This is a genomic window from Streptomyces sp. NPDC056224 (genome assembly GCF_042267665.1).
Lineage (GTDB): Bacteria > Actinomycetota > Actinomycetes > Streptomycetales > Streptomycetaceae > Streptomyces.
The window spans coordinates 848,138-870,352 of the sequence record NZ_JBHJTK010000001.1 but is presented as its reverse complement, the minus strand read 5'-3'; the positions used below and the strand labels follow the sequence as shown (position 1 = coordinate 870,352).

General features: G+C 71.8%; 23 protein-coding genes. 11 read left to right on the top strand and 12 right to left on the bottom strand.

The genetic code is table 11. From position 1 onward, the window contains the following. Positions 1 to 71: 71 nt before the first annotated feature. The 3 genes from ACFCZ1_RS03975 to ACFCZ1_RS03965 form a co-directional block, all read right to left on the bottom strand. Positions 72 to 1,031 (bottom strand): DUF4344 domain-containing metallopeptidase, encoded by a 960-nt coding sequence (locus ACFCZ1_RS03975; RefSeq protein ID WP_376676725.1) that lies wholly within the window; start codon positions 1,029 to 1,031, stop codon positions 72 to 74. 389 nt (positions 1,032 to 1,420) lie between these two features. Then, on the bottom strand, positions 1,421 to 1,963 hold the full coding sequence (locus ACFCZ1_RS03970; RefSeq protein ID WP_376676724.1) for a hypothetical protein: 543 nt from the start codon (positions 1,961 to 1,963) through the stop codon (positions 1,421 to 1,423). Positions 1,964 to 2,172: 209 nt separating this feature from the next. Continuing rightward, positions 2,173 to 2,745: a TetR/AcrR family transcriptional regulator gene (locus ACFCZ1_RS03965; protein WP_376676723.1), complete on the bottom strand. Its 573-nt coding sequence runs from the start codon at positions 2,743 to 2,745 to the stop codon at positions 2,173 to 2,175. 142 nt (positions 2,746 to 2,887) lie between these two features. Here ACFCZ1_RS03965 and ACFCZ1_RS03960 point away from each other — a divergent pair, with 142 nt between their 5' ends. The 3 genes from ACFCZ1_RS03960 to ACFCZ1_RS03950 all read left to right on the top strand — a co-directional run bounded on the left by ACFCZ1_RS03960 (position 2,888) and on the right by ACFCZ1_RS03950 (position 5,987). Then, positions 2,888 to 3,679, top strand: coding sequence for an SDR family NAD(P)-dependent oxidoreductase (locus ACFCZ1_RS03960; RefSeq protein ID WP_376676722.1), 792 nt, complete (start codon positions 2,888 to 2,890; stop codon positions 3,677 to 3,679). Positions 3,680 to 3,888: 209 nt separating this feature from the next. Beyond that, positions 3,889 to 4,599, top strand: a complete 711-nt coding sequence (locus tag ACFCZ1_RS03955) for a hypothetical protein (protein WP_376676721.1) — start codon at positions 3,889 to 3,891, stop codon at positions 4,597 to 4,599. Continuing rightward, the gene (locus ACFCZ1_RS03950) at positions 4,491 to 5,987 is read left to right on the top strand and encodes a CehA/McbA family metallohydrolase (RefSeq protein ID WP_376676720.1); all 1,497 of its coding nucleotides are present in this window, start codon (positions 4,491 to 4,493) and stop codon (positions 5,985 to 5,987) included. Before ACFCZ1_RS03955 ends, ACFCZ1_RS03950 begins: the two co-directional genes overlap by 109 nt. Before the next feature lie 147 nt (positions 5,988 to 6,134). Here the strand turns inward: ACFCZ1_RS03950 and ACFCZ1_RS03945 are convergent, their stop codons facing one another. Next, positions 6,135 to 6,770: a hypothetical protein gene (locus ACFCZ1_RS03945; RefSeq protein WP_376676719.1), complete on the bottom strand. Its 636-nt coding sequence runs from the start codon at positions 6,768 to 6,770 to the stop codon at positions 6,135 to 6,137. A 382-nt stretch (positions 6,771 to 7,152) separates the two neighbouring features. Between ACFCZ1_RS03945 and ACFCZ1_RS03940 the strand changes: the two genes are divergently transcribed. Then, on the top strand, positions 7,153 to 7,428 hold the full coding sequence (locus ACFCZ1_RS03940; RefSeq protein WP_376676718.1) for a hypothetical protein: 276 nt from the start codon (positions 7,153 to 7,155) through the stop codon (positions 7,426 to 7,428). 136 nt (positions 7,429 to 7,564) lie between these two features. On the opposite strand, the gene ACFCZ1_RS03935 is transcribed toward ACFCZ1_RS03940, so the two are convergent. From ACFCZ1_RS03935 to sigK, 3 genes are all read right to left on the bottom strand, one after another. Further along, positions 7,565 to 7,942 (bottom strand): hypothetical protein, encoded by a 378-nt coding sequence (locus tag ACFCZ1_RS03935; protein WP_376676717.1) that lies wholly within the window; start codon positions 7,940 to 7,942, stop codon positions 7,565 to 7,567. 228 nt (positions 7,943 to 8,170) lie between these two features. Then, positions 8,171 to 8,923, bottom strand: a complete 753-nt coding sequence (locus ACFCZ1_RS03930) for an anti-sigma factor (RefSeq protein WP_376676716.1) — start codon at positions 8,921 to 8,923, stop codon at positions 8,171 to 8,173. After that, positions 8,920 to 9,522, bottom strand: coding sequence for an ECF RNA polymerase sigma factor SigK (sigK, locus tag ACFCZ1_RS03925; protein WP_376676791.1), 603 nt, complete (start codon positions 9,520 to 9,522; stop codon positions 8,920 to 8,922). The genes ACFCZ1_RS03930 and sigK overlap by 4 nt, the downstream gene beginning before the upstream one ends. A gap of 509 nt (positions 9,523 to 10,031) precedes the next feature. On the opposite strand from sigK, the gene ACFCZ1_RS03920 reads away from it, so the two are divergent. The 3 genes from ACFCZ1_RS03920 (at position 10,032) to ACFCZ1_RS03910 (ending at position 13,669) form a co-directional block, all read left to right on the top strand. Then, positions 10,032 to 11,618 (top strand): molybdopterin-dependent oxidoreductase, encoded by a 1,587-nt coding sequence (locus ACFCZ1_RS03920; protein WP_376676790.1) that lies wholly within the window; start codon positions 10,032 to 10,034, stop codon positions 11,616 to 11,618. A gap of 103 nt (positions 11,619 to 11,721) precedes the next feature. Continuing rightward, positions 11,722 to 12,369, top strand: coding sequence for a fasciclin domain-containing protein (locus tag ACFCZ1_RS03915; protein ID WP_376676715.1), 648 nt, complete (start codon positions 11,722 to 11,724; stop codon positions 12,367 to 12,369). Between the two features lie 526 nt (positions 12,370 to 12,895). Then, positions 12,896 to 13,669 (top strand): CAP domain-containing protein, encoded by a 774-nt coding sequence (locus tag ACFCZ1_RS03910; protein ID WP_376676714.1) that lies wholly within the window; start codon positions 12,896 to 12,898, stop codon positions 13,667 to 13,669. Positions 13,670 to 14,587: 918 nt separating this feature from the next. On the opposite strand, the gene ACFCZ1_RS03905 is transcribed toward ACFCZ1_RS03910, so the two are convergent. Continuing rightward, a complete protein-coding gene (locus tag ACFCZ1_RS03905) occupies positions 14,588 to 15,025 on the bottom strand; it encodes a hypothetical protein (RefSeq protein WP_376676713.1) in 438 nt (145 codons plus the stop codon). Between the two features lie 287 nt (positions 15,026 to 15,312). On the opposite strand from ACFCZ1_RS03905, the gene ACFCZ1_RS03900 reads away from it, so the two are divergent. Beyond that, entirely contained in the window at positions 15,313 to 16,269 is a 957-nt protein-coding gene (locus tag ACFCZ1_RS03900; protein ID WP_376676712.1) for a glycosyltransferase family 2 protein, read from the top strand. A 21-nt stretch (positions 16,270 to 16,290) separates the two neighbouring features. Here ACFCZ1_RS03900 and ACFCZ1_RS03895 read toward each other — a convergent pair whose 3' ends face one another. Then, positions 16,291 to 17,508 carry a hypothetical protein gene (locus ACFCZ1_RS03895; protein WP_376676711.1) on the bottom strand — a complete coding sequence of 406 codons (1,218 nt, stop codon included), beginning with the start codon at positions 17,506 to 17,508 and terminating at the stop codon, positions 16,291 to 16,293. A gap of 10 nt (positions 17,509 to 17,518) precedes the next feature. Further along, the gene (locus ACFCZ1_RS03890; protein ID WP_376676710.1) at positions 17,519 to 17,677 is read right to left on the bottom strand and encodes a hypothetical protein; all 159 of its coding nucleotides are present in this window, start codon (positions 17,675 to 17,677) and stop codon (positions 17,519 to 17,521) included. A 701-nt stretch (positions 17,678 to 18,378) separates the two neighbouring features. Here ACFCZ1_RS03890 and ACFCZ1_RS03885 point away from each other — a divergent pair. Further along, positions 18,379 to 18,810 carry a VOC family protein gene (locus ACFCZ1_RS03885; protein WP_376676709.1) on the top strand — a complete coding sequence of 144 codons (432 nt, stop codon included), beginning with the start codon at positions 18,379 to 18,381 and terminating at the stop codon, positions 18,808 to 18,810. 192 nt (positions 18,811 to 19,002) lie between these two features. Here ACFCZ1_RS03885 and ACFCZ1_RS03880 read toward each other — a convergent pair whose 3' ends face one another. Both ACFCZ1_RS03880 and ACFCZ1_RS03875 read right to left on the bottom strand, forming a co-directional pair. Beyond that, the gene (locus tag ACFCZ1_RS03880) at positions 19,003 to 20,217 is read right to left on the bottom strand and encodes a glycosyltransferase (RefSeq protein WP_376676708.1); all 1,215 of its coding nucleotides are present in this window, start codon (positions 20,215 to 20,217) and stop codon (positions 19,003 to 19,005) included. After that, positions 20,214 to 21,014, bottom strand: a complete 801-nt coding sequence (locus tag ACFCZ1_RS03875; protein ID WP_376676707.1) for a MerR family transcriptional regulator — start codon at positions 21,012 to 21,014, stop codon at positions 20,214 to 20,216. Before ACFCZ1_RS03875 ends, ACFCZ1_RS03880 begins: the two co-directional genes overlap by 4 nt. A 115-nt stretch (positions 21,015 to 21,129) precedes the next feature. On the opposite strand from ACFCZ1_RS03875, the gene ACFCZ1_RS03870 reads away from it, so the two are divergent. Together ACFCZ1_RS03870 and ACFCZ1_RS03865 are read left to right on the top strand one after the other, a co-directional pair. Continuing rightward, positions 21,130 to 21,807 (top strand): hypothetical protein, encoded by a 678-nt coding sequence (locus ACFCZ1_RS03870; RefSeq protein WP_376676706.1) that lies wholly within the window; start codon positions 21,130 to 21,132, stop codon positions 21,805 to 21,807. Between the two features lie 15 nt (positions 21,808 to 21,822). Further along, a complete protein-coding gene (locus tag ACFCZ1_RS03865; protein ID WP_376676789.1) occupies positions 21,823 to 22,101 on the top strand; it encodes an HPP family protein in 279 nt (92 codons plus the stop codon). Positions 22,102 to 22,215 lie beyond the last annotated feature (114 nt).

Genomic DNA, 22,215 nt, shown 5'->3' with positions numbered 1-22,215 from the left:
GGACCGCCCCGGGACGGCGCCCGGACCCGCGAGGGGTGGCCCCGGCCGCACGCGCCGACGGCCCTGGATGCTCATTGCTCGCTGCGGAGCTTGTCGAGCTGCTTCTCGAAGGCCTTCGTCTCCGCGGTCAGGTGGTCGAGTGCCTTCTCCTGCGTCTTGTCGCCCTGCTCCTTGAACGCCTCGGTGAAATGCGGCTGGAGTTGCGTCCACCAGCCGTAGTCGAGCATCGCCCAGGCCTGCGGACACAGTGGGGCGCGGGTCTTCGGCAGGTAACCCGCGTCGACCATGGGCCCGTAGAACGTCTTCGGGTCGCTTCCCTCCAGGTAGCAAAGGAAGGTGAAGACCCGTTGCTGGGTTACGGGGTGATCGCTCGCGAACCCCTCCAGCGTCAGCTTGCCCTCCCTGCGGGCGATCTCGTCGAAGAGGATTGCGGCTGCCAGCGTCGGCCCCGGCCCCACCTGGTTGACGGTGTAGAACGAGGCGAACCCGTCGGCGGCGTCCTCCTCTAGGCCGAGGTTCGCCAGGAGAAGCTGGCGTTGCAGGGCGTGGCCCATCTCGTGGCCGAAGATGAACTGGGTCGACAGCGAGGTCAGGTCGTCGGCGTTGAACTGGGCTTCGGGGACGAGGGCGGGCCGCTTGACGGTCTTGACCACGTCCCTGAGGGTCTCCTGGATCTGGGTCAGGAACGCCGGGGGCACGAAGACGGTCCTGCCGTCGGGCTGGGTGACCGCGTCCGTGACCCCCGGCGGTACCTTGCCGGTGACTTTCACGACCAGGTCGTGCGGGAGGTCGACCGACTTGTTCACCCAGTCGGCGGTCTGCTCGAGCACGCCGGACTTCCGGACCACCTCTACGGCATGCCGGTCCTTCGGCTTGATCGTGTCGTCCTCGTAGACGACCGTGACTTCGCCGCTCGCGCCGGCCGTGTTGCCTTCGCCGCCGCACGAGACGGCGGCGAAACCGGCGACGAGCAGCAGTGTCCCCACGCATGCGGTCTTCAGCTTGGCCGCGTACTCACCGCTGCTCAGCACCCCGGTCGGCTCCTTTCCTTGGTCAAGGCGTTGTGGCGGGCGGTTGTACCGGCCTGGTCGCCGGAGCCACGTCCCGACGCCGGCGACGGGGCCCGCACGGACCGAGCCGGGACGGCAAGCGGCATCGCGGGATCCCGGGATCGAGCATGCCGACGGCCGGAGACCGGGAGCGGGGCTCGAACCTGACACGCGGATTATGATCGACGAGCCCTTTGCCCACAAGAACCCGCTTATCGCTATTTCGCCCTATTCGGCCGGCGGTGCAGCGCCGTACCGCACCGGCCACCTCCTGGCAGGGGATTCGGCAGGGCCCCGAAGCGGCGCCGAAGCGGGCCCTTAGCGGGACCTGGAACCGGCCCAGGAGGCGGCCGTCATGAGGAGCGGGCGGCTCAGCGGAAGAGCATGGAGGCGTCCCCGGCCGGGGTGGTGACCGAGCCCGGACAGAGGAAGCTGCCCGAGGTCTTCGTGGCGGTGAAGGCCCGGTTGACGTACTTCCGGCTCACCCCGTCGCGGTCCCACACGATGTTCGTCGCCTTGTAACGGCAGGAGATGAAGCTCTGCTTGCCGGTGATGTCGATCAGATCGGTCCGCGCCGTACCGGCGGCGTCGTCGAAGGTGAAGGCGGGGTTGTTGTTGAGGGAGGCGGCGATGCCGCCGCCGCAGGCCAGATTGCCTCCGGGGGCGTTGACCGTGGCGCGGTCGACGGTGAGGGCGTCCGGGGCGGCCGCGCTGGTGCTCGCGCCGGTCCAGCTGCAGCTGTTGCCGGCGACCGCCATCACGCCGTCGACCTTCTGTTCGGCGACCGAGGCGCCGGGGCCGTGCGCGAGGGCGGTGCCGGTACCGGCGAAGGCCGCCGCGACGGCCAGCGCCGCGATCCCGACGACGCGTGAGATGCGGGTCCTGTGCGTGATGATGGGCGTGATGTGCCTCATGTTCGCTCCTCCATGCCACGTACTGGTGGGGGTGGGCGAGGCGCTGGGCCTCTCAGAGGGTGCGGAGTGCGCGCCGGGAGCGTCCCACAGCCGCCGCGAACTGTCAGGGGTCTGTCAGGGGCGCGACAACAATTGGCTGAAATTACCGGTCGGTACGAGCCATCGCCCCGGCCTGATGTCCGCGCTGATCCCCGGCGGGCCGCCGACGTCTACGGGCTCTCCACCGGGGCGAACTCGGTGAGGATCAGCAGGGTGTCGACGAGGTCCTCGGCGGGGGCGCCGGTGGCCAGGCGGCGCAGCTGCTGCCCGAATACCAGGGCGACGGCCACGCCCGCCAGGCGTGCGGGGTCCCGCACGCCGAGGTGGGTCAGGATCCGGGTGGCCAGCAGGTCGTAGGCGGCGAAGCACTCGGCCGCGGCGGCACGCAGCCGTTCGTCGCGGCCGGCCTGGACGTACAGCTCGAAGGGCGCGATGTGACGACTGTCGAAGGCATTGCCGCCCGCGACCTGCGCCACCACCTCCGCGGCCTGCCCGATGTCGAAGTGCCCGTCGGAGCACGCGTCGGCGAGCGCCGTGAAGTGCCGGGTCTCCTCGGCCACGAAGTGCAGCAGGCTCTCGCGCAGCAGCCCGTGCTGGGTGGCGAAGTGGTAGGTGACGGAACCGAGGGAAACTCCGGCCTCCTTGGCGATCCGCCGGTTGGTGACGGCGGCGATACCGTCCTGCCCGATGATCCGCAGTACGGCGTCGATGATGCTCTGGCGGGTGTCGGAAGCATGGGACATGTCGACATTCTGCCCCATCGGCCGGCGCGACCGCCCAAGCGGGGATGGGGAGTTGGGGGACGCCGGACGTGTGGACAAGGGGCGGAGCGGTCCATACTGTTCGTTCGAACGAACAGAAGAGGGACGCAGCAGGGGAGTCATCGTGGACATATCCGGATCGAACGTCCTACTCACGGGAGCCACCGGAGGCATCGGCTCCACCCTGGCGGCGCGTCTGACCGCGGAGGGGGCGCGCCTCACCGTCACCGGGCGGCGGGAGGAAGCCCTCAAGGCCACCGCGGACGCCTGCGGGGCCCGTACCGTGGTCGCCGATCTGGCCGTCCGGTCCGACGTCCTCCGCCTCGCCGAGACCTGCGCCGAGACGGACGTCCTCGTCGCGAACGCGGCCCTGCCCGCCAGCGGCGACCTCCTGGACTACAGCGAGGAGCAGCTCGACCGCGCCCTCGACGTCAACCTGCGCGCGCCCCTCCTGCTGGCCCGGCTGCACGCGGGGCACATGGTGGCGCGTGGGCGCGGCCACATCGTGCTGGTCGGTTCCCTTTCCGGCAAGGCGGCGACGAAGTCGACCTCCCTCTACAACGCGACGAAGTTCGGGCTGCGCGGATTCGCCCTCGCCCTGCGCCAGGAGCTCAGGGGCACGGGGGTGGGGGTGTCCCTGGTCCAGCCGGGCTTCGTCCGCGACGCCGGGATGTTCGCGGCCACCGGTGCCGCCACGCCCAACGGCATCAGGACCGTCACACCCGGCCAGGTCGCCGACGGCGTCGTACGAGCCGTCCGTCGCGACCGGTGCGAGGTCAACGTGGCGCCACTGGAGCTGCGGCTGCTGAGCGCCATCGCCGGGCAGTTCCCCGGATTCGCCGAGCGGGTCCAGGGCCGGGCGGCCGTCGACGGCTCCGTGCGACAGATCGTCGAGGCCCAGCGCTCGCACCGTTAGGGCGCCGGCGGTCCCGCGCCCCCGGGCGGGACCGCCGCTCGCCGCGCCTCCCCCACTCCCGTACCCGTCCTCGTACGGATCCGTCCACGCCAACCCCCGTACACCCCGTACGTCCTCGCGCGGGTACGCCCCCTCACCCCCGTGCGCCCCAGCACGTCCTCGCACCCGCACGCCTTCCACGCCACTTCACGCGAACGGAGAGCACCGCCGTGCCGAGTGAACACCTTCCGAACGTCGTGCCCGGCCCCGGCCCGGGCCCCGACCCGGGCCCGGGCGTCGAGCGCCGGTCCCTGCTCCGGTTAGGGGCCCTGCTGGCCGCGGGCGGAGCCGCCGCGCTGGTTCCCGCGCCGATGGTGCACGCCGCAACGCGGGGCGAGGGGACCGACACCGTGACCACCACCCACCGGGGCCGTGCCCCGCAGGGCAACGACCAGTGGGCGTACGTCGCGTTCGACGTCCCCGCCGGGGTGCAGCGGATCTCCGTCGCCACCTCGCACGACGCCGCCGCCGGCATCCTGGACCTCGGAATCTTCGGCCCCTCCGGCTTCCGCGGCTGGTCGGGCGGCGAGCGGGCCGGGTTCACCCTCTCCGCGGCGGATGCCACCCCCGGCTACGTGCCCGGGCCCGTCGAGCCCGGCAGCTGGTCCGTCATCCTGGGTCCGATGGTCGGCGCCGTCGGCGGCATGGCCTGGCAGGTCGACGTCACCCTGCACCACGGAGACCCGCTGCCCCGGACCCCGTACGACATCCTGCCGGCCTCGGTGGCGGGGCGGGGACCCGGCTGGTACCGGGCGATCTGCACCTGCACAGCGTGCACTCCGACGGGCAGCGCACGGTGGACGAGATCGTCGCGGCCGCGCGCCGGGAGGGGCTGCACTTCATCGCCACGTCCGACCACAACACCAGCTCCACCGGCATGACATGGCACGGCAACGTCCCGACCGACCTGCTGGTCATCAACGCCGAGGAGGTCACCACCCGCCACGGCCACTGGCTGGCCGTCGGTCTGCCGCAGGGCGAATGGGTGGACTGGCGCTACGGCCCCGCGGACCAGGGGGCGTTCGACGGACACGCCAGGCGCGTGCACAGTCTGGGCGGACTCACGATCGCCGCCCATCCGCTCACTCCGGCGGCGGGATCCTTCTGGGAGTTCGGCCTCGACCGCGTGGACGCGCTGGAGGTGTGGAACGGGCCGTGGACCCTGGACGACGCGGCCAACATCGCCGCCTGGCACGTCATGCTCTGCCTCGGCAAGCGGGTCGCCGCCGTCGGCAACAGCGACGCCCACAGCCCCGCGGACGCCGTCGGCCGACCCCACAACGTGGTACGCGCCACCAGCCTGTCGACGCCCGCCGTACTGGACGCACTGCGCCTGGGCCGGTCGTACGCCGTCGAATCCGCCGCCGTGGCCGTGGACTTCACCGCCCACGCCGGCGGGGCCGTCGCGGGACCCGGCGAGGAACTGCCCCTGTCCCTCTTCGACACGGTCGACGTGACCCTGGACGTGACGGGCGCCCCGGACAGCATCGCCACGCTGTACACCGAGTGGGGCATCATGGCCGCCGCCTGTATCGACGGCAGCGGCAGGGGGCAGCTGCGCTGGCGCGGCTGGGGCAAGGCCTCGCTGTTCGCCCGGGCCGAGGTGCGCCGGCCCGAGCCCGCCTCCACCACGCTGGACCAACTGGTGGCCGTCACCAACCCGGTGTGGTTCTACTCGGCCCAACTGCCCCCGTACGACGTGGAGCGCCGCGCGCTCTTCCACACCGAGCGCCGCCCCGACGGGTCGTGGAGCAGCATGCGTCCGCTACCGGGTGCCGCCGCCGGAACGGCCTCGTTCGCAGGGGTCCAGAGCGCCGTGGCCGGCATGGCGGACGGCTCCGTCGTGGTGCTGGGCATCGCGCCCGACAACGGCCTGTGGCTGACCGTCGTACGGGGTTCGACCACGCTCCGGCCCTGGCAGCGCGTAGCGGGACCGGACGGCTCGGCCGGGTTCACCGTCCGCGAGGCGGACATCGCCGCCTTCCCCGACGGCACCTGCCACATCGTGGTGACGGCCATGGACGGCGCCACCTTCCACCAGCAGCGCCGCGCCGACGGCGGGCTGCCCGGGTTCCGGGCCCTGCCCGGCTTCACCGCGAACGGCCGCTGGGGGGCGACCAAGGTGTCGATCACCGGCATGCCCGACGGGTCGGCCCAACTGCTCAGTTACGGCACGGACGGCGCCATGTACCACTGCGCCCGCGGACGTGACGGTACGTGGACGCCCTGGGGACGCCTGGCCGGCTACAAGCACGGCGCGGAGTGCTGACACTGGAGGGCCGGCGCCGATCCGTGGTGCCGCCCCGGCCCGCGCGCCGCCAGGTCTGACGCGGCCACCGCGCAGGAGCGCCCGCTCCCCCGCCGCCCCGGCCTTGCCGGCACCCCTGCGACCCGGGGGACCTTGCCGGTCACAGCACTAGCGCGGGAAGCGGGCGGCGGCCGCGACGAAGCCTGCCGCGTTACGGGGTACCGAGGCGACGACGGCGACCCAGGAGCCGTCCGTGAACTCGATGTCCATGCGCCCCTTCTGGAGCACGCCCGTCGGGTTGGCGCGCAAGGCGGAGACGGCCGACCGGGGCGCTTCCCAGTACTGCTTCATGACCGGTGTCATCTGCCAGAGCTGTGAGACGTCGCTCAGGCCGAACCAGCGCCTGTCCGTGACGGCCAGTACGCCCGTGACCGAGCCGCGCGCGTTGGCCCGGCCGATGACGAAGTGCCCGGCCGCGCTCTGCCAGCCGCCCTCCATGCTCTTGCCGTGCATCAACCGGGTGCCGAGGGCGTCCACCGCGTCCGGCATGCGGTCGATCGCGGCCGCCGCGGCGGCCGGCCTCGACCGGCGGGGGTCGAGCGCGCGGGCCTTGGCCAACTGCTTCAGCGGTCCGGGCAGCCTCTCTTCGATCCGCCGCTGGAGCCCGGACGGCTCCGGCGGGGCGAGCAGCGACTCGGGCGGAGTCGGCACGCCCGGACCGAGTTCGAAGGAGCACCAGGTGACGAGCCGCTCCCCCGGTTGCACGAACTCCTGGACTCGTTCACGCCCCTCCTCCTCGGTCAACGGGCCTGCTCCTGTTCGTCGTCGGGGCCGGGATGTCCGGCCGTTCGCATTCTCCCTCACGCGCCGCCTTTCATGATCACCGGGGCGGGGCCGGGCGGCGGCGCTGAGGGAGGGGTTCCGGTCCCGTGCGTTCGGCCGTCCGCCGCCCCGGACCGCGAAAACCCCGCCTGGGAATCGGTACGGTCAACCACTTCCTCCGTACCCGGAGTACGTGGGCCCTGAAAGTGCGTGCACCGTTGGCGTGCTCTAGCGTCGGAAGGGCGAGGATGGCCGATGCTGCGAGCCGGTCGCCCCCTCGGACCGGTCTGCTCCGCGCCTCCCCCGCCCGCGGTCCGGCACACGCGCGGATCGCGTGACCGACCGAGAGAGCAGGTGCATCCGCATGCGTTCGTCGGCTCGTATCCCCAGCATCCTCGCCGGCCTGGCCCTCGCCGTCGGCGGCGTCCTCTTCTCCGCCCCGGCCTCCACCGCCGCCCACGCGGACTCCCAGGCCTGCGAGCAGTACGTCGCGCAGCACAACGCGCAGGTCACGGGCACCGTCCGGCAGGCGTGTTACGAGGGCCAGATCGGCAACCAGACCAGCTGCACCGCCAGCCTCGACGAGGCCGGCATCTCGAAGGACATCGCCACCCAGGCCTGTCGGGTGGCTCCGAAGTAGCCCGGGGGACGGAGAACGGCGAACGGGCCTGCCGCACGTATGCCGGCGGGCCCGTCCTTCTGGTGGCCGGGGCGGGATGTGAACCCGCGACGTCTGGGTTATGAGCCCTGCGCGCTGCCGACCTGCGGTGGGATCGTCACGGGGTGAGGGGGGCGGGTGCGGGTGTGCCGTAGAAGGTGATCGGGGACCAGCCGTGGTCCTGGGCGATCTTGTTGAGGGCGTTGGCGAGCTCCAGGGGCGGTATGTCGTACGAGGCCGGGGCGTCGATCGTGGAGACGCTGAAGGTGATCACTACTTCTCCGCCCACGCCGGGGACCATGCTCGAACCCTTGAACTGGGTTCCCCGGGGGAAGGTGGGCGCGGTCTGGGTCTGCTGTGTCGCCGCGGCCGCCGCGGTGCCGGCCGTCTCGCCCTGCGCCTGCGCCGCCTCGGCCGAGCCGCCGGCGGCGAGAACGGCTCCCGCCGCAGCCGTACCCGAGTACCCCAGCAGTGAACGCCGTGAAATCCCTGACATGGTTCCCCTCCGTGGTGATGGTGGTCGTGTCGAAGTCGGCGAACCGATCCTCACGTCGGCCGCCCGCCTCGGCGACGTGCCGCTGCGCCCGGGGAAACGTACCCGCCGGTCCACGGATCAGGAGGTTTTCGTCTGCACATCGCGGAGCAGACGGTGGTTTCAGCTGCCACAGCGACGGGGCGCGGCCGATCGGTCACGTACGGACCGCCCTGCCGGTGGCCGGCCTCATCAGGCGGGCAGCTTCATCAGGAGCAGGGGGGCGGTGGTGGGCTGTGACGATCCTCCTGCGGGTTCGAGGGTGAGGCCGACCGCCGTGGCTCCGGCGGTGTCGCCGTCGATGAGGACGGTGCCGTCGTGGTCGACGAACCCGGCCGGGCGCATGGTGCCCTCGTGGTCGAGCCAGAGCTGGTAGGTCCTGCCGGGGGCGGGCGCGGGCAGGCCGGTGGCGGTGAACACGGCCTTGTTCTGCCGCTTGGAAGCGACGACGGTGGTGGAGGCTCCGTTGCTGGTCTGCCGGTGGGCCGTGCGGGCGTCGGGAGCGGCCAGGACCGTACTCACGTCGTCGAGGCGCTGCTCGGCCTGCCGGGCCCGCTGCTCGTAGCGTTCGCCTTCCTGGCTTTGCCAGGCGGCCAGTCCGGCGAACGAAGCCGCGGCGGCCAGACTCGCGGCCAGGGCGAGGAGGCCGGCCTTGCGCCGCAACACGCCCGTGAAGGCGGCCGGTGACGCGGATGCGCCGACGCGGGGCGGGAGTTGGCGTACGCCGTCGAGAGCCGCCATGGTCCGGTCCTTCATGGCGGCGGGCGGGGCCTGGGCCGCGGGGGCAGCCATGCGCGCGGCGGTGGCCTCGAATTCCGCCGCCTCCTGGCGGCATGCCTCGCACTGTTCGAGGTGGCCGGTGAAGGCTTCGCGCTCGCTGGCGTCGAGGGCGTTCAGCGCGTAGGCGGCGACGAGGGCGTGGACGTCGGACCGGTGCTGACTCATGTGGTCACCCCCATGCAGTCGCGAAGCCGGATCAGCCCGTCGCGCATGCGTGTCTTGATGGTGGGAATCGGTGTGCGGAGGGCCTCCGCCACTTCACGGTAGGTCAGGCCCTGGTAGTAGGCCAGGGTCACCGCCTGGTGCTGCAGTTCAGTCAGGCCGCGCAGGCAGCGGCGGACCTGCTCGCTCTCCAGGCGGGTCTCGACCTGCTCGGCGACCTCGTCGAACGCGGTCCGGTGCTCGCGGGCGGCCTGGGCGCGGTCACGGTCGGCGGACGCCTGGGCGGATCGGACCCGGTCCACGGCCCGCCGGTGGGCGATGGTCGCCGCCCACGTGTTGACGCTGCCGGAGTCGGCACGGTAGCGGCCGGCCTGCCGCCACAGGTCGATCATGACCTCCTGGGCGACCTCCTCGGACTGGGCCCGATCGCGTACGACTTTGATCACGATCCCGAAGACCAGTGGCGCGAGCGCGTCGTACAAGGTGGAGAAGGCCTCCTTGTCGCCGTGCGCGACCCTCTGCATGACCTGGGCCAGGTCGGGGCGGCCTGCACGGCCGTAACCGGACGGAACGGGCTGGTTCACCGGTCGGTCTCCGGCCATGGCGACCAGGCGCAGGGGCGGCCGGGGGTGATCGGCCGGGGGCGGGTTTTCCATCGCATGGCTGTCCTTGTCCGGAGATCCGCGGCTGGACCGCAGCGGAGGGCGGCCCGGCCACGCATCGAGCGGGTGGGTGTGCCTCTTCTTCGTAGCGGACGTGCAGGCGGATGGGAGGGTTTTCGCGGACATGGGTGGACGCAGGGACCCTTTCGCTGCCGGGAAGTCGGGATGGCTCCGGCCCGGTGACGGTCCGGGCCGCTGCGCCTGCCGACAGGCTTGGCAGACACGACCCCGCGACCACGCGACCACGCGCCCGCGCCCACGCCCGCGGCCGTGACTGCCGCTGCGGCCGTGACTGCCGCTGCGGCTGCGGCGCGTGGTCGCGGCCGCGAACCTCGACCGGAGCGGCGCACAAGACGGACAGCGGCAGAACGCAGCGCGCAGGCACTTGAGTTCGGGCGACGGGTCACTCGTTGGAGTGGGTGGCCAATCCGCCGGGCGGCCGCTGCCGAATCGGGGGTGTGAGCAGCTTCCGCAGCACCGTCACCCGGACCGCCCCAGGCGCACTGTCCGGCCTTCTCGCCGCATTCACCGCGCTGGGCGTGGCCGAGCTGGTCGCGGCCCTGGGGCGGCCCGCGGCGGGACCGGTGACGGCGGTCGGAGGCGGGGTGATCGACCGGACCCCGGCCGCTGTGAAGGACGTCGCGATCCGGACCTTCGGCGAGAACGACAAACTCGTCCTCCAGCTCGGCATCCTCGCCCTCCTCGCCCTGTTCGCCGTTCTCATCGGCGTCCTGGCGCTGAGGTACCGGCGTCTCGGGGCAGCCGGGGTCCTCGGCTTCGGGGCGCTGGGTGCGGCTGCGGCTCTGAGCAGGCCCGATTCCGCGGGTGCCGGTGACGCGCTCCCCTCGCTTACGGGAGCCCTGGCCGGGGCCGTCGTGTTGGGCCTCCTGACGGGAAAGGCCCGCTCGCCCCGCATGCCCTCGGGTCGTGGGGCCACCGGGGGCCGCTGGAGCCGGCGGGGATTCCTGGTGGCAGCGACCGCCACCGCCGGGGCCGCCGCCGGGGCCGGCACGCTGGGCCGGGCCCTGGCCGGTCGACGGGGCCAGGGGGCCGCCGTCTCCCGCAGCAGTCTCGTTCTGCCGGCCGCGGCCTCGCCCGCTCCCCCCGTACCCGCCGGCTCCCAGGTGAAGGTGCCGGGAGTCAGCTCCTTCGCTACGTCCAACCGTGACTTCTACCGCGTCGACACCGCGCTCGCCGTACCGAAGGTGGACGCGGGCACGTGGCGGCTGCGGATCCACGGCAAGGGCGTCGACCAGCCTGGCACCTACACCTTCGAGGACCTCCTGGCGCGCCCGCTGATCGAGCGGGACATCACGCTGACCTGCGTCTCGAACGAGGTCGGCGGCCCTTACGTCGGCAACGCCCGCTGGCTCGGTGTCCCCCTGGCGGCCCTCCTCGCGGAATGCGGCGTCAAGCCGCCCTCCAAGGGCGGTGGGGCCGATCAGCTGGTGGCCCGCTCCGTGGACGGCATGACGCTCGGCTCGCCGGTCGAGGACCTGATGGACGGCCGCGACGCGATGCTCGCCGTCGGCATGAACGGCCGGCCCCTCCCGTTCGACCACGGCTTCCCCGTCCGCATGGTCGTCCCCGGTCTCTACGGCTACGTCTCGGCCTGCAAGTGGATCGCCGACATCGAACTCACCACCTTCGACGCGTACGACTCGTACTGGGTCGCACGCAATTGGGCTCGCCGGGCCCCGGTCAAGACCCAGTCCCGCATCGACACCCCCAAGCCGTTCGCCCGCCCCTCCCCCGGCACGGTCATGGTCGCCGGGGTGGCCTGGGCTCAGCACCGCGGCATCAGCCGCGTCGAGGTGCGCATCGACGAAGGCCCTTGGCAGGACGCCGACTTGGCAGTCCAGGACACGGCCGACACCTGGCGCCAGTGGTCCTTCCCGTGGAAGGCCGCCTCCGGCGGTCACACGATCACCGTCCGCGCCACCGACGGCCCGGGCCAGGTGCAGACGGAGCAGCGCACGCGGACCATCCCCGACGGAGCGAGCGGCTGGCACAGCGTCTTCGTCACCGTCCTCTGAACCGGCCGACGGCCGCTGCCCGCGAGCCGGCCCGGCCCACCCGCCCCACACCTTCTCGGACCCGAGAAGAACCGAAGAACCACCCCTCAAGGAGAACCTGATCATGAACAGCATGCGCATCCGCCGCACCGCGATCGCCGTGTCCGCAGCCGCCCTGCTGCCCTTCTCCCTGGCCGCCTGCTCCGACTCCGGCAGCGACACCGGGGCGGCGCCCACCGCTGCCGCCGACAACTCGGCCCGGTCCGGTGGGACCCCCGCGGACGGCGCGATGACGGACGACCGACCCTTCGGCCCGGCCTGTGCCGGTGTCCCGAAGGAGGGCGCGGGCTCCTTCGACGGCATGGCCAAGGACCCCGTCGCCACCGCCGCTTCCAACAACCCCGCCCTGTCCACGCTCGTCGCCGCCGTCAAGCGGGCCGGCCTGGTCGACACCCTCAACAACGCCAAGGACATCACCGTCTTCGCCCCCACCAACGACGCGTTCGCGAAGATCCCCAAGGCCGACCTCGACAAGGTCCTCGCCGACAAGGAGGCGCTGACGAAGATCCTCACGTACCACGTCGTCGGACAGAAGCTCACTCCGGGGCAGCTGGAGGGCGGGTCCTTCGAGACCCTCCAGAAGGGCATGGTCTCCACCACCGGCTCCGGGGCGTCCTACAAGGTCAACGACACGGCCAGTGTGGTCTGCGGCAACGTCAAGACCGCCAACGCGAACGTGTACATCGTCGACTCCGTCCTGATGCCCAAGTAACCGTCGGCGACGTCCCGGCCCACACCGACCGGGTCCGTGGGGTGTCCCGTCCGGCAGCCCGGCGATGCCTCGTGCTCGTCGGGCTGCCGGGCGGCTGCTGAGCTACGGCACGGCACGCACACCCGGCAGCACCTTCGGTTCCACACCAAACAGTGACATGCATCACAGCGGGCCGGATGGTCACGGAAGCATCACATCCGTTGAGGCCTCACTGATATGTCGAGATTTGTCCAACTGGAGCCGACATTCCCCCTGTCCACCGTAATGGGCATCTCCGGGAACGGGGCGACCCGGTGCAACTTGCCACGTCACAGGCATTTCTGATGGCCGTCATCTGCTTCAGGGCGGCCGCCGAGCGCACGGCCAGCACGACTGTCCGCCCATTTCAAGTCCGGCGTACGGCGCCGCCGCCCGGGTCGGCGGCGAGACTTGCCAGCCCGTTCCAGGGCTTCTAAGAATGGCGGCCCGCCCGGCGTTCAGACAGCTCAGGCGCAGGACGCTTCGCAGAAACCAAGTGAGGCCACGTATGCAGAAGCACCGCAAGAGGAAGCACCACAAGAAGATATCGATCGCCGCCGCCACTCTGGGCATCGTGGGCATACCCACGGCCGCGATCGCCTGCCTGGGCACCCAGGAGACGGCTACGGTGAGTGCCTCCGAGAGGCCGGGCGCGCGCACCTCACCCAGCGCCCCCTCTCCCGTCGCGACGATTCAGAACCAGGCGGCCCCCGTGGCCACCCCGATCGGGACGCCCGAGCCGACGGGTCAGCCGACAGGCCGGCCGACGGAGGATCCGCAGACGGCGAAGCCCTCCACCGAGGCGCCGAAACCGCCCAGCCAGACGCAGCCCGCGAAGCCGGCCCCGGTCCGGCCCGCGCCCCCGGTCGCCTCGAAGCCGCCGACCGCCCCGACCGCTGGACCCTCCGGCCCGATCGCCGAGGTGGTGGCCCTCGTGAACAAGGAGCGCGCCAAGGCCGGATGTTCGGCGCTCACCGTCAATGAGAAGCTGACGGCCGCCGCGCTGAACCACAGCAAGGACATGGCCGCGCACTCCAACATGTCGCACACCGGATCCGACGGTTCGAACCCGGGCGAGCGCATCACCCGCGCCGGCTACACCTGGATGACCTACGGCGAAAACGTCGCCTACGGCTACAGCACGCCCGAGCAGGTCATGACCGGCTGGATGAACAGCCCCGGGCACAAGGAGAACATCCTCAACTGCGCGTTCAAGGAGATCGGCGTCGGCCTCGCACAGCCGAACTCCTACTGGACCCAGGACTTCGGCGCGACCCGCTGACATCGCCGGCCGCCCGGGTCCCCGGATGCGCCGACATCGGCACGGTGATCCTCCGTGTCCGCCGCGGGCACCTCGCCGGGCACGAGCCGGAGTTCCGTCCGACCTCTCCGCGGGCCGGGCGCAGGACCGGGCGGGCGCTGCTGAGCCACCGGGCCCGCGACGTGCTCCGGCCGGTTCACCGCCCGTCCTCGGCCGCAGTCGAGCACGGGCCACCCCACCCCTGGCCATCGCACCGCCGCGAGGCCGGTGCCCCGGAGGGGGCGGGAGGACATCGCCCGGACGATCGCCGAACCGTACGACCGGGAGCACGGGCGCTGACCGTGGTGGCCTCCACGGCGGCGCGGCCCCGGGCCTCGGCCTGCGACCGGGAACGGTCCACGCTGGTCTCGACGCCGCCGAGGGCCTGATGGCGGGCCGGCGGCCTGCGGTGGCCTTACGGCGGCCCGGCCCGACGACGGCGGCACGCGACCCTGGCCGTCGCACGAGACCGAGGAGCGCGGCCACTCCGTCGGCGTGGTCCGTGGCGACGCCGGGTTGCCGGCCGCACCGACCGAGGCACCGCCGCAGCTGAGGACGCAGCGACACCGAGGGTGACACCGTTTCACGGGATCCGGGGCACCGGCCCCCTGGGACTCGGTCCCCCGGCCGCACGCGGCGGCCGAACCCGCCACACCGGGCCCCAGCGCCCTACCGCGCACCTGCGCAGCGGCCCGACGGCCTCTCGGAGCGCGCCACGCCACCCGGGCAGGTCAACGCCCGGCCCCACGTACGGGGCGCCGCTCGCGTCCATCGCGGGAGGGAGGGGCGACACCGACATCACACAGCGGACGCCGGAGAGGCTGTGTGCCTCTCCGGCGTCCGCCGTGCGGTGCGGCTCGCCGGGACGGGCTCCCGGGGGCTGCGGGGCTCTCAGGGCCCTCACTTACCGAGCTTCGCCTTCAGGTCCTGCTTGATCTGGTTCTTGACGACCTGCTTGTTGACCTTGTTCACGGTGCCGCCCGTGCCGGTGCCGTCACCGCCGACGGCCGTGGCGTCACCCAGGTTGGTGGCGTCGGCACTGGCGTTGCCGCCGGTGGCGTTGCCCGTGGTCACTTCGCACTTGCCCTTGCACTCGCCGACACCGGAGTTCGCGGCGCCACCGGTGGCCTCACCACCGACCGTGGTGTTCTCGGCGTTGGCGTCACCGCCGGTACCGATGCCGTCGGCGCTGTCGTCGCTGTGGGCCAGGGTGACGGCCTGCTGCGGGGCGGCGGCCGGGGCGGCCATCGCGGTCGCCGGAAGGGCGATACCGCCACCCACCAGCGCCAGGGAAGCTCCGGCCAGAACGACACGACGGGTCGAGAAACGCTCGAACATGGGAATTCTCCATTCGGTGCAAATAAAAGGGGACTGTGTACCGCCCGGGGAAACGGGCCGGGAAAATATGTCGACCTCATTTCCTCCGGGGGATTCCCCGGTGAGGGCGTACTTCAAATAAACCCTGCCGAAGGAGGTGCGTCACGCCACTCGAACACGTGACTTGACGCCCATAACCGATCTTGGTAAAAGGCCGCTCCGGTGCCGGCAGGATCGGCGCGCAGCCAACCCGTCGCGCCCCGGTCTCCCGAAATGCCGGCTCCAGGCGCTTCCCACATCATGAGGGCGTGTATGACACACGCAGCAGATCGATCGCCCTGTCGATCGTGGTTCCCATCTTCAACGAGGAGGAGTCCCTACCCGTCCTGGGGGCCCGGCTCCGGCCGGTCCTGGACGGGTGCGGCGAACCGTACGAGGTCCTCGCCGTCGATGACGGCTCGACGGACAAGACTCCCGATCTGCTGGAAGACATGCGCACCGCCTGGCCCCAGCTGCGCATCGTGACCCTCCGGCGAAACAGCGGGCACCAAGCCGCCCTCACCGCCGGATTGCACCGTGCGCGCGGCGCCTATGCGGTCAGCATCGACGCAGACCTCCAGGATCCGCCGGAAGTCATCCCCGACATGCTCGCGCTGGCCCGGGCAGACGGTCTGGACATCGTCTACGGCGTCCGTACCGACCGCTCCACCGACACCGGATTCAAACGCCGCACTGCCGCCGCCTACTACTGGCTCATGCGCCGCCTGGCCGGCTCCTTCGTCCCCGCCCAGGCGGGCGACTTCCGTCTGCTGTCGCGCCCTGTCGTGGAAACCCTCAAAACCCTCCCCGACCAGAGGCAGATCTACCGCCTGCTCATCCCTTCGCTCGGTTTCCCCGCCGGCCAGATCACCTACCAGCGCGCGGAACGAGCGGCCGGTACCACCAAATACCCCTTGCACAAAATGGTTCTGCTGGCACTGGACAGCATCACCAGCTTCTCAGCAGCCCCACTGCGACTGGCAACGGCGATCGGCGCCGTCAGCATCCTCGTCTGCCTCGCGTTCCTCGTCTGGACCCTCACGGTCTACGCCACGGGAAGCACCCCGCCCGGTTGGACCTCTTTGATCATCACGTTCCTGTTCTTCGGCGCCGTGCAGCTCTTCTGCCTGGGAATGCTCGGCGAGTACGTGGCCCGCATCTACACTGCCGTCCAAGCCCGGCCCACCTATTTCGTCGCTCGCGACACGGACGAGGAACTGCAGTAGAGGGTGGTGGCGGGAAGGCTCTTACACGAGCACCCCCGCGAAGAACATCGCCCCCAAAAACGCGTACTGGATCGCGCACGCCACCAGCATGGGCACCTGGACCCACGGGGACATGCGTCTGACCAGAACGAGCCCGACAAACATTTGCGCATGATTGCGATACCACGACATTTCCGCGCCGGCGAAGAACGGCAGCCAGAAGATTTCCACGGTCACAATCAAGGCCGCCCACTCCTCGATTTCCAGCCGCCGGTTACGAATGAGTTGAACTGCGGCTGCCGCGAGCACGAGCAGCACAAATGCAATGTTCAGCCAGAGCTGATTCCTGTGTGCGGCGAGGCTGTGTTCCACCAGCCACGGCAGGTGCCCTTCGGGTCTGTACCAGTCGCTGAAAGGAAAATCGTAGGCCTTCGTCATCTCACCGAAGGGCTGACGTAGACCGCCTTGCCCGTAGCTGGCTCGCTGGATGATCTCGTACGCGTCCCAGTGGCCCGTCGCCTGCCACATCAGCCACTTCGCCCAGAGCACACCGCAGCCGGCGAGAGCCGCCGCCGACCCGGCCTTCGCGAACCGTATGGGCCGCGTATCCCCCGGCCACGCGAACAATGCGCTCAAGAGCAGCATGCCGACGGCCACAGCACCAACGGGATGACAGGAGGTTGCCACAAAACCACCAGCCGCGGCAATTCCCCAGGATCCGCGCTTCACTCCGACGATACAGAGGAGCAGTGCCAGCGTTCCGGTGGCGATCGGGAACACGGCATGAAAGTAGATGCCGCCCGGGAACACCGTACCGATGGCGAGGGTGAGACCTGTGGCCCATGTGAGCCGAGCGCCGAGCAACCACCACAGCACGGCGAACATGCCGAAGAGGGATACTTCGGTGACGACAACGGCGGACAGCTCGTACGACAGCCCGGTGGCAGAAACCGCCCGGACCGACATGGGATAGCCGGGAAACCAGGCAACATTTCCACACATGACGTCAGGGAAATTCGCATAGCGCTCCCGGCACCAAAACATTTCGTAGCCGGTCTTGGCGATGGACAGGTAGTGTCCAGAATCCCAGCGATGGCGGCCCCCTGTTGACCAATAGGCCACCCTGGATCCATCTCCGGCAACGGATTCCTTCGCGACCAGCCAGGTGATGAGGTTCGCGAGCAGCCATGCGACGACCGGCGGCAGCAGGCTGTGGCGCCAATCGCCGCGCCCCGACCGAGTGGGTTCGGTGGGTTCCACCGGCGCAGAGTCAGGCATCGGCCACCGTGCCGGTCACCGGCCCGGCACCAGCGCTCGTGGGCCCGGCCCGGCTGTCGGTACGGGGGCGCAAGGACATGGGGAACTCGCTCATCTCCAGCTCCGCGCTCGTCTCGTCGGTGAGCTCGGCGGACCGCGGCGCGTGCGGCACCGCCCGGGCCGCGGCCGGGACGACGAACTCGTCGCGGGCACCGGCCCCGGCCCCGGCCCCGGCCCCGGCCTCGCGCCGTGGACCGCTGTCCGCCGCGTGGCCGGGGCGGGCGGACGGGCGACCCGACAGCCGGCGACCCGGGCCGCGGTCGGCGGCAGCGTCCCGATGGCTGCGGGCCCGTCGACGACCATCGGTATGGTGCCCGGCTTCACTGTCGGTTCGGCGAACGCCTCGCGGAGCTGCACCCGGATGTGCTCGTCCGGCCGAGCCGGGGTCCGGCTCGGCCGGGCTGGTCGGAGCCGTGCGGTGCGGTGCGGCCGGGTGCGCCATGACCGAGCTCAGAGGCACCCGGACACGCGGCTCGACGGACATGCACTCGGCTGCGGCCTGAGGGCACGGCGCCGAGGAGGCCGCGCTCTCTCAGCACCTGCTCACCCGCCTCGTGGCGGGAACGGCGGACCCGCGCGCCCTCCGGGCATGGGGGCGCGAGCACGGCCCGGAAGGTCCCCCGAAGCAGCACGTGCGGGAGGCGCGCTGCCGCTCACCTGGGCGGAGGCCTGAGCCGGCCCACCGGCGAGGTGTACGGCGGTTGCGGCGAGCTCCGGCCACTCGTCCGCACCGGCCGCGCCCGGCCCCGGGGTGACGGTGAGGGCCCCGCCTGCCGTGCGTCCGCAGCCCTGCCCTGCCCTTACGGTGGCAGGATGGAACAGCGGATCAGTTTGGTCACCCTGGGCGTCGCGGACCTCACCCGCGCCAAGGGCTTCTACGCAGCGCTGGGATGGCGCGGTACCGAGGTCCAAGAGACGGTCTTCCACCAGGCGGGCGGTCTGGCCCTGGTGTTGTGGGACCGCCGGAAACTGGCTGCGGACTGCGGTCTTCCCGATGCCCCGGCGGCCGGCTTCGGCGGCGTCGCCCTGGCTCACAACGTACGGACGGACGCAGAGGTCGACGCCCTCCTCGACACTGCCGCGCGGGCCGGCGGCACCGTCACCCGGCCCGCCGCCGTCAACGCGATCGGCTTCTACTCGGGTGTCTTCACCGACCCCGACGGCCACGCCTGGGAGATCGCCCACAACCCCGGCTTCACCCTGGCCGAGGACGGCTCCCTGATCCTGCCCGACTTCGGCCAGTAGCGGACGTCGCCGTGCGCGGGACCGGCGGCGGGATCGGGTGCGGGATCGGCCTCCGGCCCCACGGAGGACGCCTGAGGTCAGTGCACCGGGCGACCCTCGGCGCTGCCACCGGGACGTCCTCTCCGGCCGTGGCCGTCCTCCCCCGGAGCGTCAGGTGTCGCCGCTGTGCGCCCTCACCGCCTCAGCCCCCGGTCAGCCCTCGGTCATCCGCCGGATGGCCGTCAGGACCCGGCCGGCTCCGTCGTCGGCCGCCATCCGCCGCGAGATCGACTCGGCGGCCCGGGCGTACGACTGCTGCCGGGTGACACGGACCAGCGCGTCGGCGAGCCCTTCGACGGTCAGGGAACGGAACGGGATCGGACCGGCCGCGGCTCCGACCGCTGCGAGCCGCGCGGCCCAGAAGGGCTGGTCCGCGGCCACCGGCACGGTGACGGCCGGCACCCCGGCGCGCAGCGCGGCCGCCGCGGTACCGGCACCCGCGTGGTGGACCACCGCGGCCAGCCGTGGGAAGAGCAGCGTGTGCGGGACGTCTCCGACGGTGAGGACGTCATCGCCCTCGGCCGCGAGCCCGAGGCCGCCGGACTGGAGGATGCCGCGCAGGCCGGCGCTCCGCAGGGCCTCCACGGCGATGCCGCTGACGCGGTCCGCGTCCCCGGCCGCCATGCTCCCGAAACTGACGAGGACGGGGCGGGGACCGGCCCGGAGGAAGTCCTCCACCTGAACCGGGAGGCGCTCGGCGGCGCCGAGGTGGGGCCACCACGTGCCCACGACGTCCAATCCGGGACGCCAGTCGGAGGGGCGGGGGACCAGCGCCGTGCTGAAGCCGTACAGGATGGGCCAGTTAGCCCGCTCCTGGCGTCTGCGCATCCCGGAGGCGGAGAGCGTCGGCAGCCGGAGCCGGCGGCGCAGTCCCGCGACCGCTTCCGCGTACACCCGGTCGGTCATGGCCAGGGCGAAGCGCCCTGCCGCGCGGTTCGCGAAACGGCCGAGCGAGCGGCCCGTGGTCACCGTGGGCGGGAAGTCGCCGGTGGGCTCGGTGGGCTGGAGGTACACGCCCAGGCTCGGTATGCCCGAGGCCTCGGCCAGGTGCCAGCCGAGCGGGGCGGTGGTGGCCGACAACAGCAGCAGGTCCGGGCGGTCGTCCATCGCTTCGGCGAATCCCTGGCCCATCTCGGTGACGAACGCGGCGGCGGCGCGCATCAGCTCCCGCCTGCCGCCGACCTCGCGGTGGGCCCGGGTGTCTGCGGGGAGCCGTCGGAATTCCAGCCCGGCGGCGCGGACGAGCGGCGCGAACGCCTCCGTGGTGGCCAGGACGACCTCGTGGCCGGCGCCGCGCAGCTCGGCGCCCAGGCCGGTGTAGGGGGCGACGTCCCCGCGCGACCCGGCGGCAGCCAGCAGAATTCTCATCGCTCGTCCCCCGAGCCGGTGCGCGGGATGTCGGGGCGGGCCGCGTTGGCGTGGATCGCCGCGCACAGGTAGGCGGCAAGGCCGGGGCGTTGCTGGGAGGGCGGTACGACGAGGGCGAAGGCCCGGCGATCGGCGACGAAGTCGTCCGCGATGCGCCGGTGCATGGCGGGCGGGCAGTCCGTGAACCAGCGTGTGAGGTGCCGTCGGTGCTCCTCGGCGAGGTCCATCACCCGTTCGCCGTCGGCCGGCTCTCCGTCGTCGAAGGCCGCCAGCACCTCCGCCCGCCAGACCGCCGCCTCGCGCATGAGCTGCCGCCAGTCCTCCTTGCTGTAGGCGTCCGCGCGCGCCATGGCCTCCTGATGCGCTGCCGAGTGCCGCCACCTGACCTGTGCTTCGGTCGCGTAGCTGAGGTCGAAGGAGACCTCGCCGAAGACGTCGAAGCGCTCCTCGGGAGTGAGCGCCACCCCCGTCTGCTGCACCTCGATGGCCCGCTCCGCGACTTCGGACAGCCGCTGCAGTCTGGCGATCTCCTGGCTCAACTGCTGTTGTCGTGCTCGCAGGTGCTCGGCAGCGTTCGCGTGGGGGTCCTGGAGGATGGCGGCGATCTCGTTGAGGGGAAAGCCCAGTTCCCGGTAGAAGAGGACCTGTTGCAGCCGGGTCAGGTCCGCCTCGTCATAGAAGCGGTAGCCCGCGTCGCTACGGCCGCTGGGTGAGAGCAGCCCCACCTTGTCGTAGTGGTGCAGCGTGCGCACGGTCACCCCGGCGTACGCGGCTACTTGCCCTACGGAATACCCCATGTCCCTGTTCCTGCCTCTCGTCCGGCACGCCGCATCCTGTGGCCTGACGTAAGGGGAGGGTCAACCCACGTGGTCAGCGGCGGAAGGGGCCGTGCCGGCCAGGAGAATGGGCCCCATGGTTTCGGCGCGGGAGTGGACGTACGACGGCACGGAGCTGGCCTGGCTCCAGGAGCGGCTCGGCCGGTCCGCCACCGGGCCCGGGCACGTGGTGTCCGAGCTGGTGCCGAGCGGGTTCGAGGCGTACCTGCGCGTCTTTCACAGGTTCGAGGCGACGGACGGGTCGGGCCGGACCCGCAGATGGCAGACGTGGGCGGACGAAGCCGGCGTCGCCTTCCACTCCGAGCTGTCCCACTTCTCGTTGCCTGACGAACGCGACGAGGCCGGCAAGCCGATGTGGCAGACCGAGGCAGGGGTCCTGGACAGCCGCAGCCGGGCCACGCTGGCACGCTGCCTCGCCGGCGTGACGGGCGACCAGGGCGTCTACTTCGCGTACGACCTGGCGGCGCTCTGCCGGGGCGGGGAGGAACCGCTCGTCCGCCGGTCCTGTCTGGCCGACCTGGAATCCGTACGGGAGGAGGTCTCGGACGAGGTGGGGTCGGACGGCCCGGAATTCTGGTGGCCGCAGGACCGTGCCTGGGTGGTCACCACCGACTACGACCTGCTGTCCACCTACGTCGGCTGCTCGAACGAGACCGCTGAGCGCATCTTGGGCGACGCCGGGCTCGAAGCCCTGCCGGTCACCCCGGGGACGCGCGTCGACTGGTACGCCGACCGCCCAGGGCCCCGGGGATGACAGCTCGCCGGACACCTGCTCTGCGCCGCCGTCGGGTACGGGGCCCTCGCCGCCTTCGGCAGTGCGCCCTGGGTGGCGGCCCTCGCGGCCGGCGTCGCCCCGGCGGTGATGACCATGGCCCGCACCCCGCATTCCCCGGCCTGCGCGACCGCCGTCGTCGTCGTCCTGCGGACACCGGACCCCAAGACCTTCGTGCCGCTCCTGGCGGGCTCGGCCGTCCTCCTCGTCCTCGCGGGCTGCGCCCTCTCCCGCACCCGCCCGGCCACGAGGCGCTACCCCGTGTACTGGTGGTGACGCAGCCCGGTCCCGGTCCGGGCAACCCCGCCGTGGAGGACGGCGTCGAACGCCCACGGCTCCCGATGGCGCGGAGGTGCCGCAGCCGGCGTCGTGCGCCCGCCGGAAGGCACG

What these genes read in the sequence shown, in the direction of transcription:
- ACFCZ1_RS03970 (WP_376676724.1), bottom strand. Translation starts at nt 1,963, where the DNA reads ATGAGGCACATCACGCCCATCATCACGCACAGGACCCGCATCTCACGC.
- ACFCZ1_RS03965 (WP_376676723.1), bottom strand. Translation starts at nt 2,745, where the DNA reads ATGTCCCATGCTTCCGACACCCGCCAGAGCATCATCGACGCCGTACTG.
- ACFCZ1_RS03940 (WP_376676718.1), top strand. Translation starts at nt 7,153, where the DNA reads ATGCGTTCGTCGGCTCGTATCCCCAGCATCCTCGCCGGCCTGGCCCTC.
- ACFCZ1_RS03935 (WP_376676717.1), bottom strand. Translation starts at nt 7,942, where the DNA reads ATGTCAGGGATTTCACGGCGTTCACTGCTGGGGTACTCGGGTACGGCT.
- ACFCZ1_RS03930 (WP_376676716.1), bottom strand. Translation starts at nt 8,923, where the DNA reads ATGAGTCAGCACCGGTCCGACGTCCACGCCCTCGTCGCCGCCTACGCG.
- sigK (WP_376676791.1), bottom strand. Translation starts at nt 9,522, where the DNA reads ATGGCCGGAGACCGACCGGTGAACCAGCCCGTTCCGTCCGGTTACGGC.
- ACFCZ1_RS03915 (WP_376676715.1), top strand. Translation starts at nt 11,722, where the DNA reads ATGAACAGCATGCGCATCCGCCGCACCGCGATCGCCGTGTCCGCAGCC.
- ACFCZ1_RS03910 (WP_376676714.1), top strand. Translation starts at nt 12,896, where the DNA reads ATGCAGAAGCACCGCAAGAGGAAGCACCACAAGAAGATATCGATCGCC.
- ACFCZ1_RS03905 (WP_376676713.1), bottom strand. Translation starts at nt 15,025, where the DNA reads ATGTTCGAGCGTTTCTCGACCCGTCGTGTCGTTCTGGCCGGAGCTTCC.
- ACFCZ1_RS03885 (WP_376676709.1), top strand. Translation starts at nt 18,379, where the DNA reads ATGGAACAGCGGATCAGTTTGGTCACCCTGGGCGTCGCGGACCTCACC.
- ACFCZ1_RS03880 (WP_376676708.1), bottom strand. Translation starts at nt 20,217, where the DNA reads ATGAGAATTCTGCTGGCTGCCGCCGGGTCGCGCGGGGACGTCGCCCCC.
- ACFCZ1_RS03875 (WP_376676707.1), bottom strand. Translation starts at nt 21,014, where the DNA reads ATGGGGTATTCCGTAGGGCAAGTAGCCGCGTACGCCGGGGTGACCGTG.
- ACFCZ1_RS03870 (WP_376676706.1), top strand. Translation starts at nt 21,130, where the DNA reads ATGGTTTCGGCGCGGGAGTGGACGTACGACGGCACGGAGCTGGCCTGG.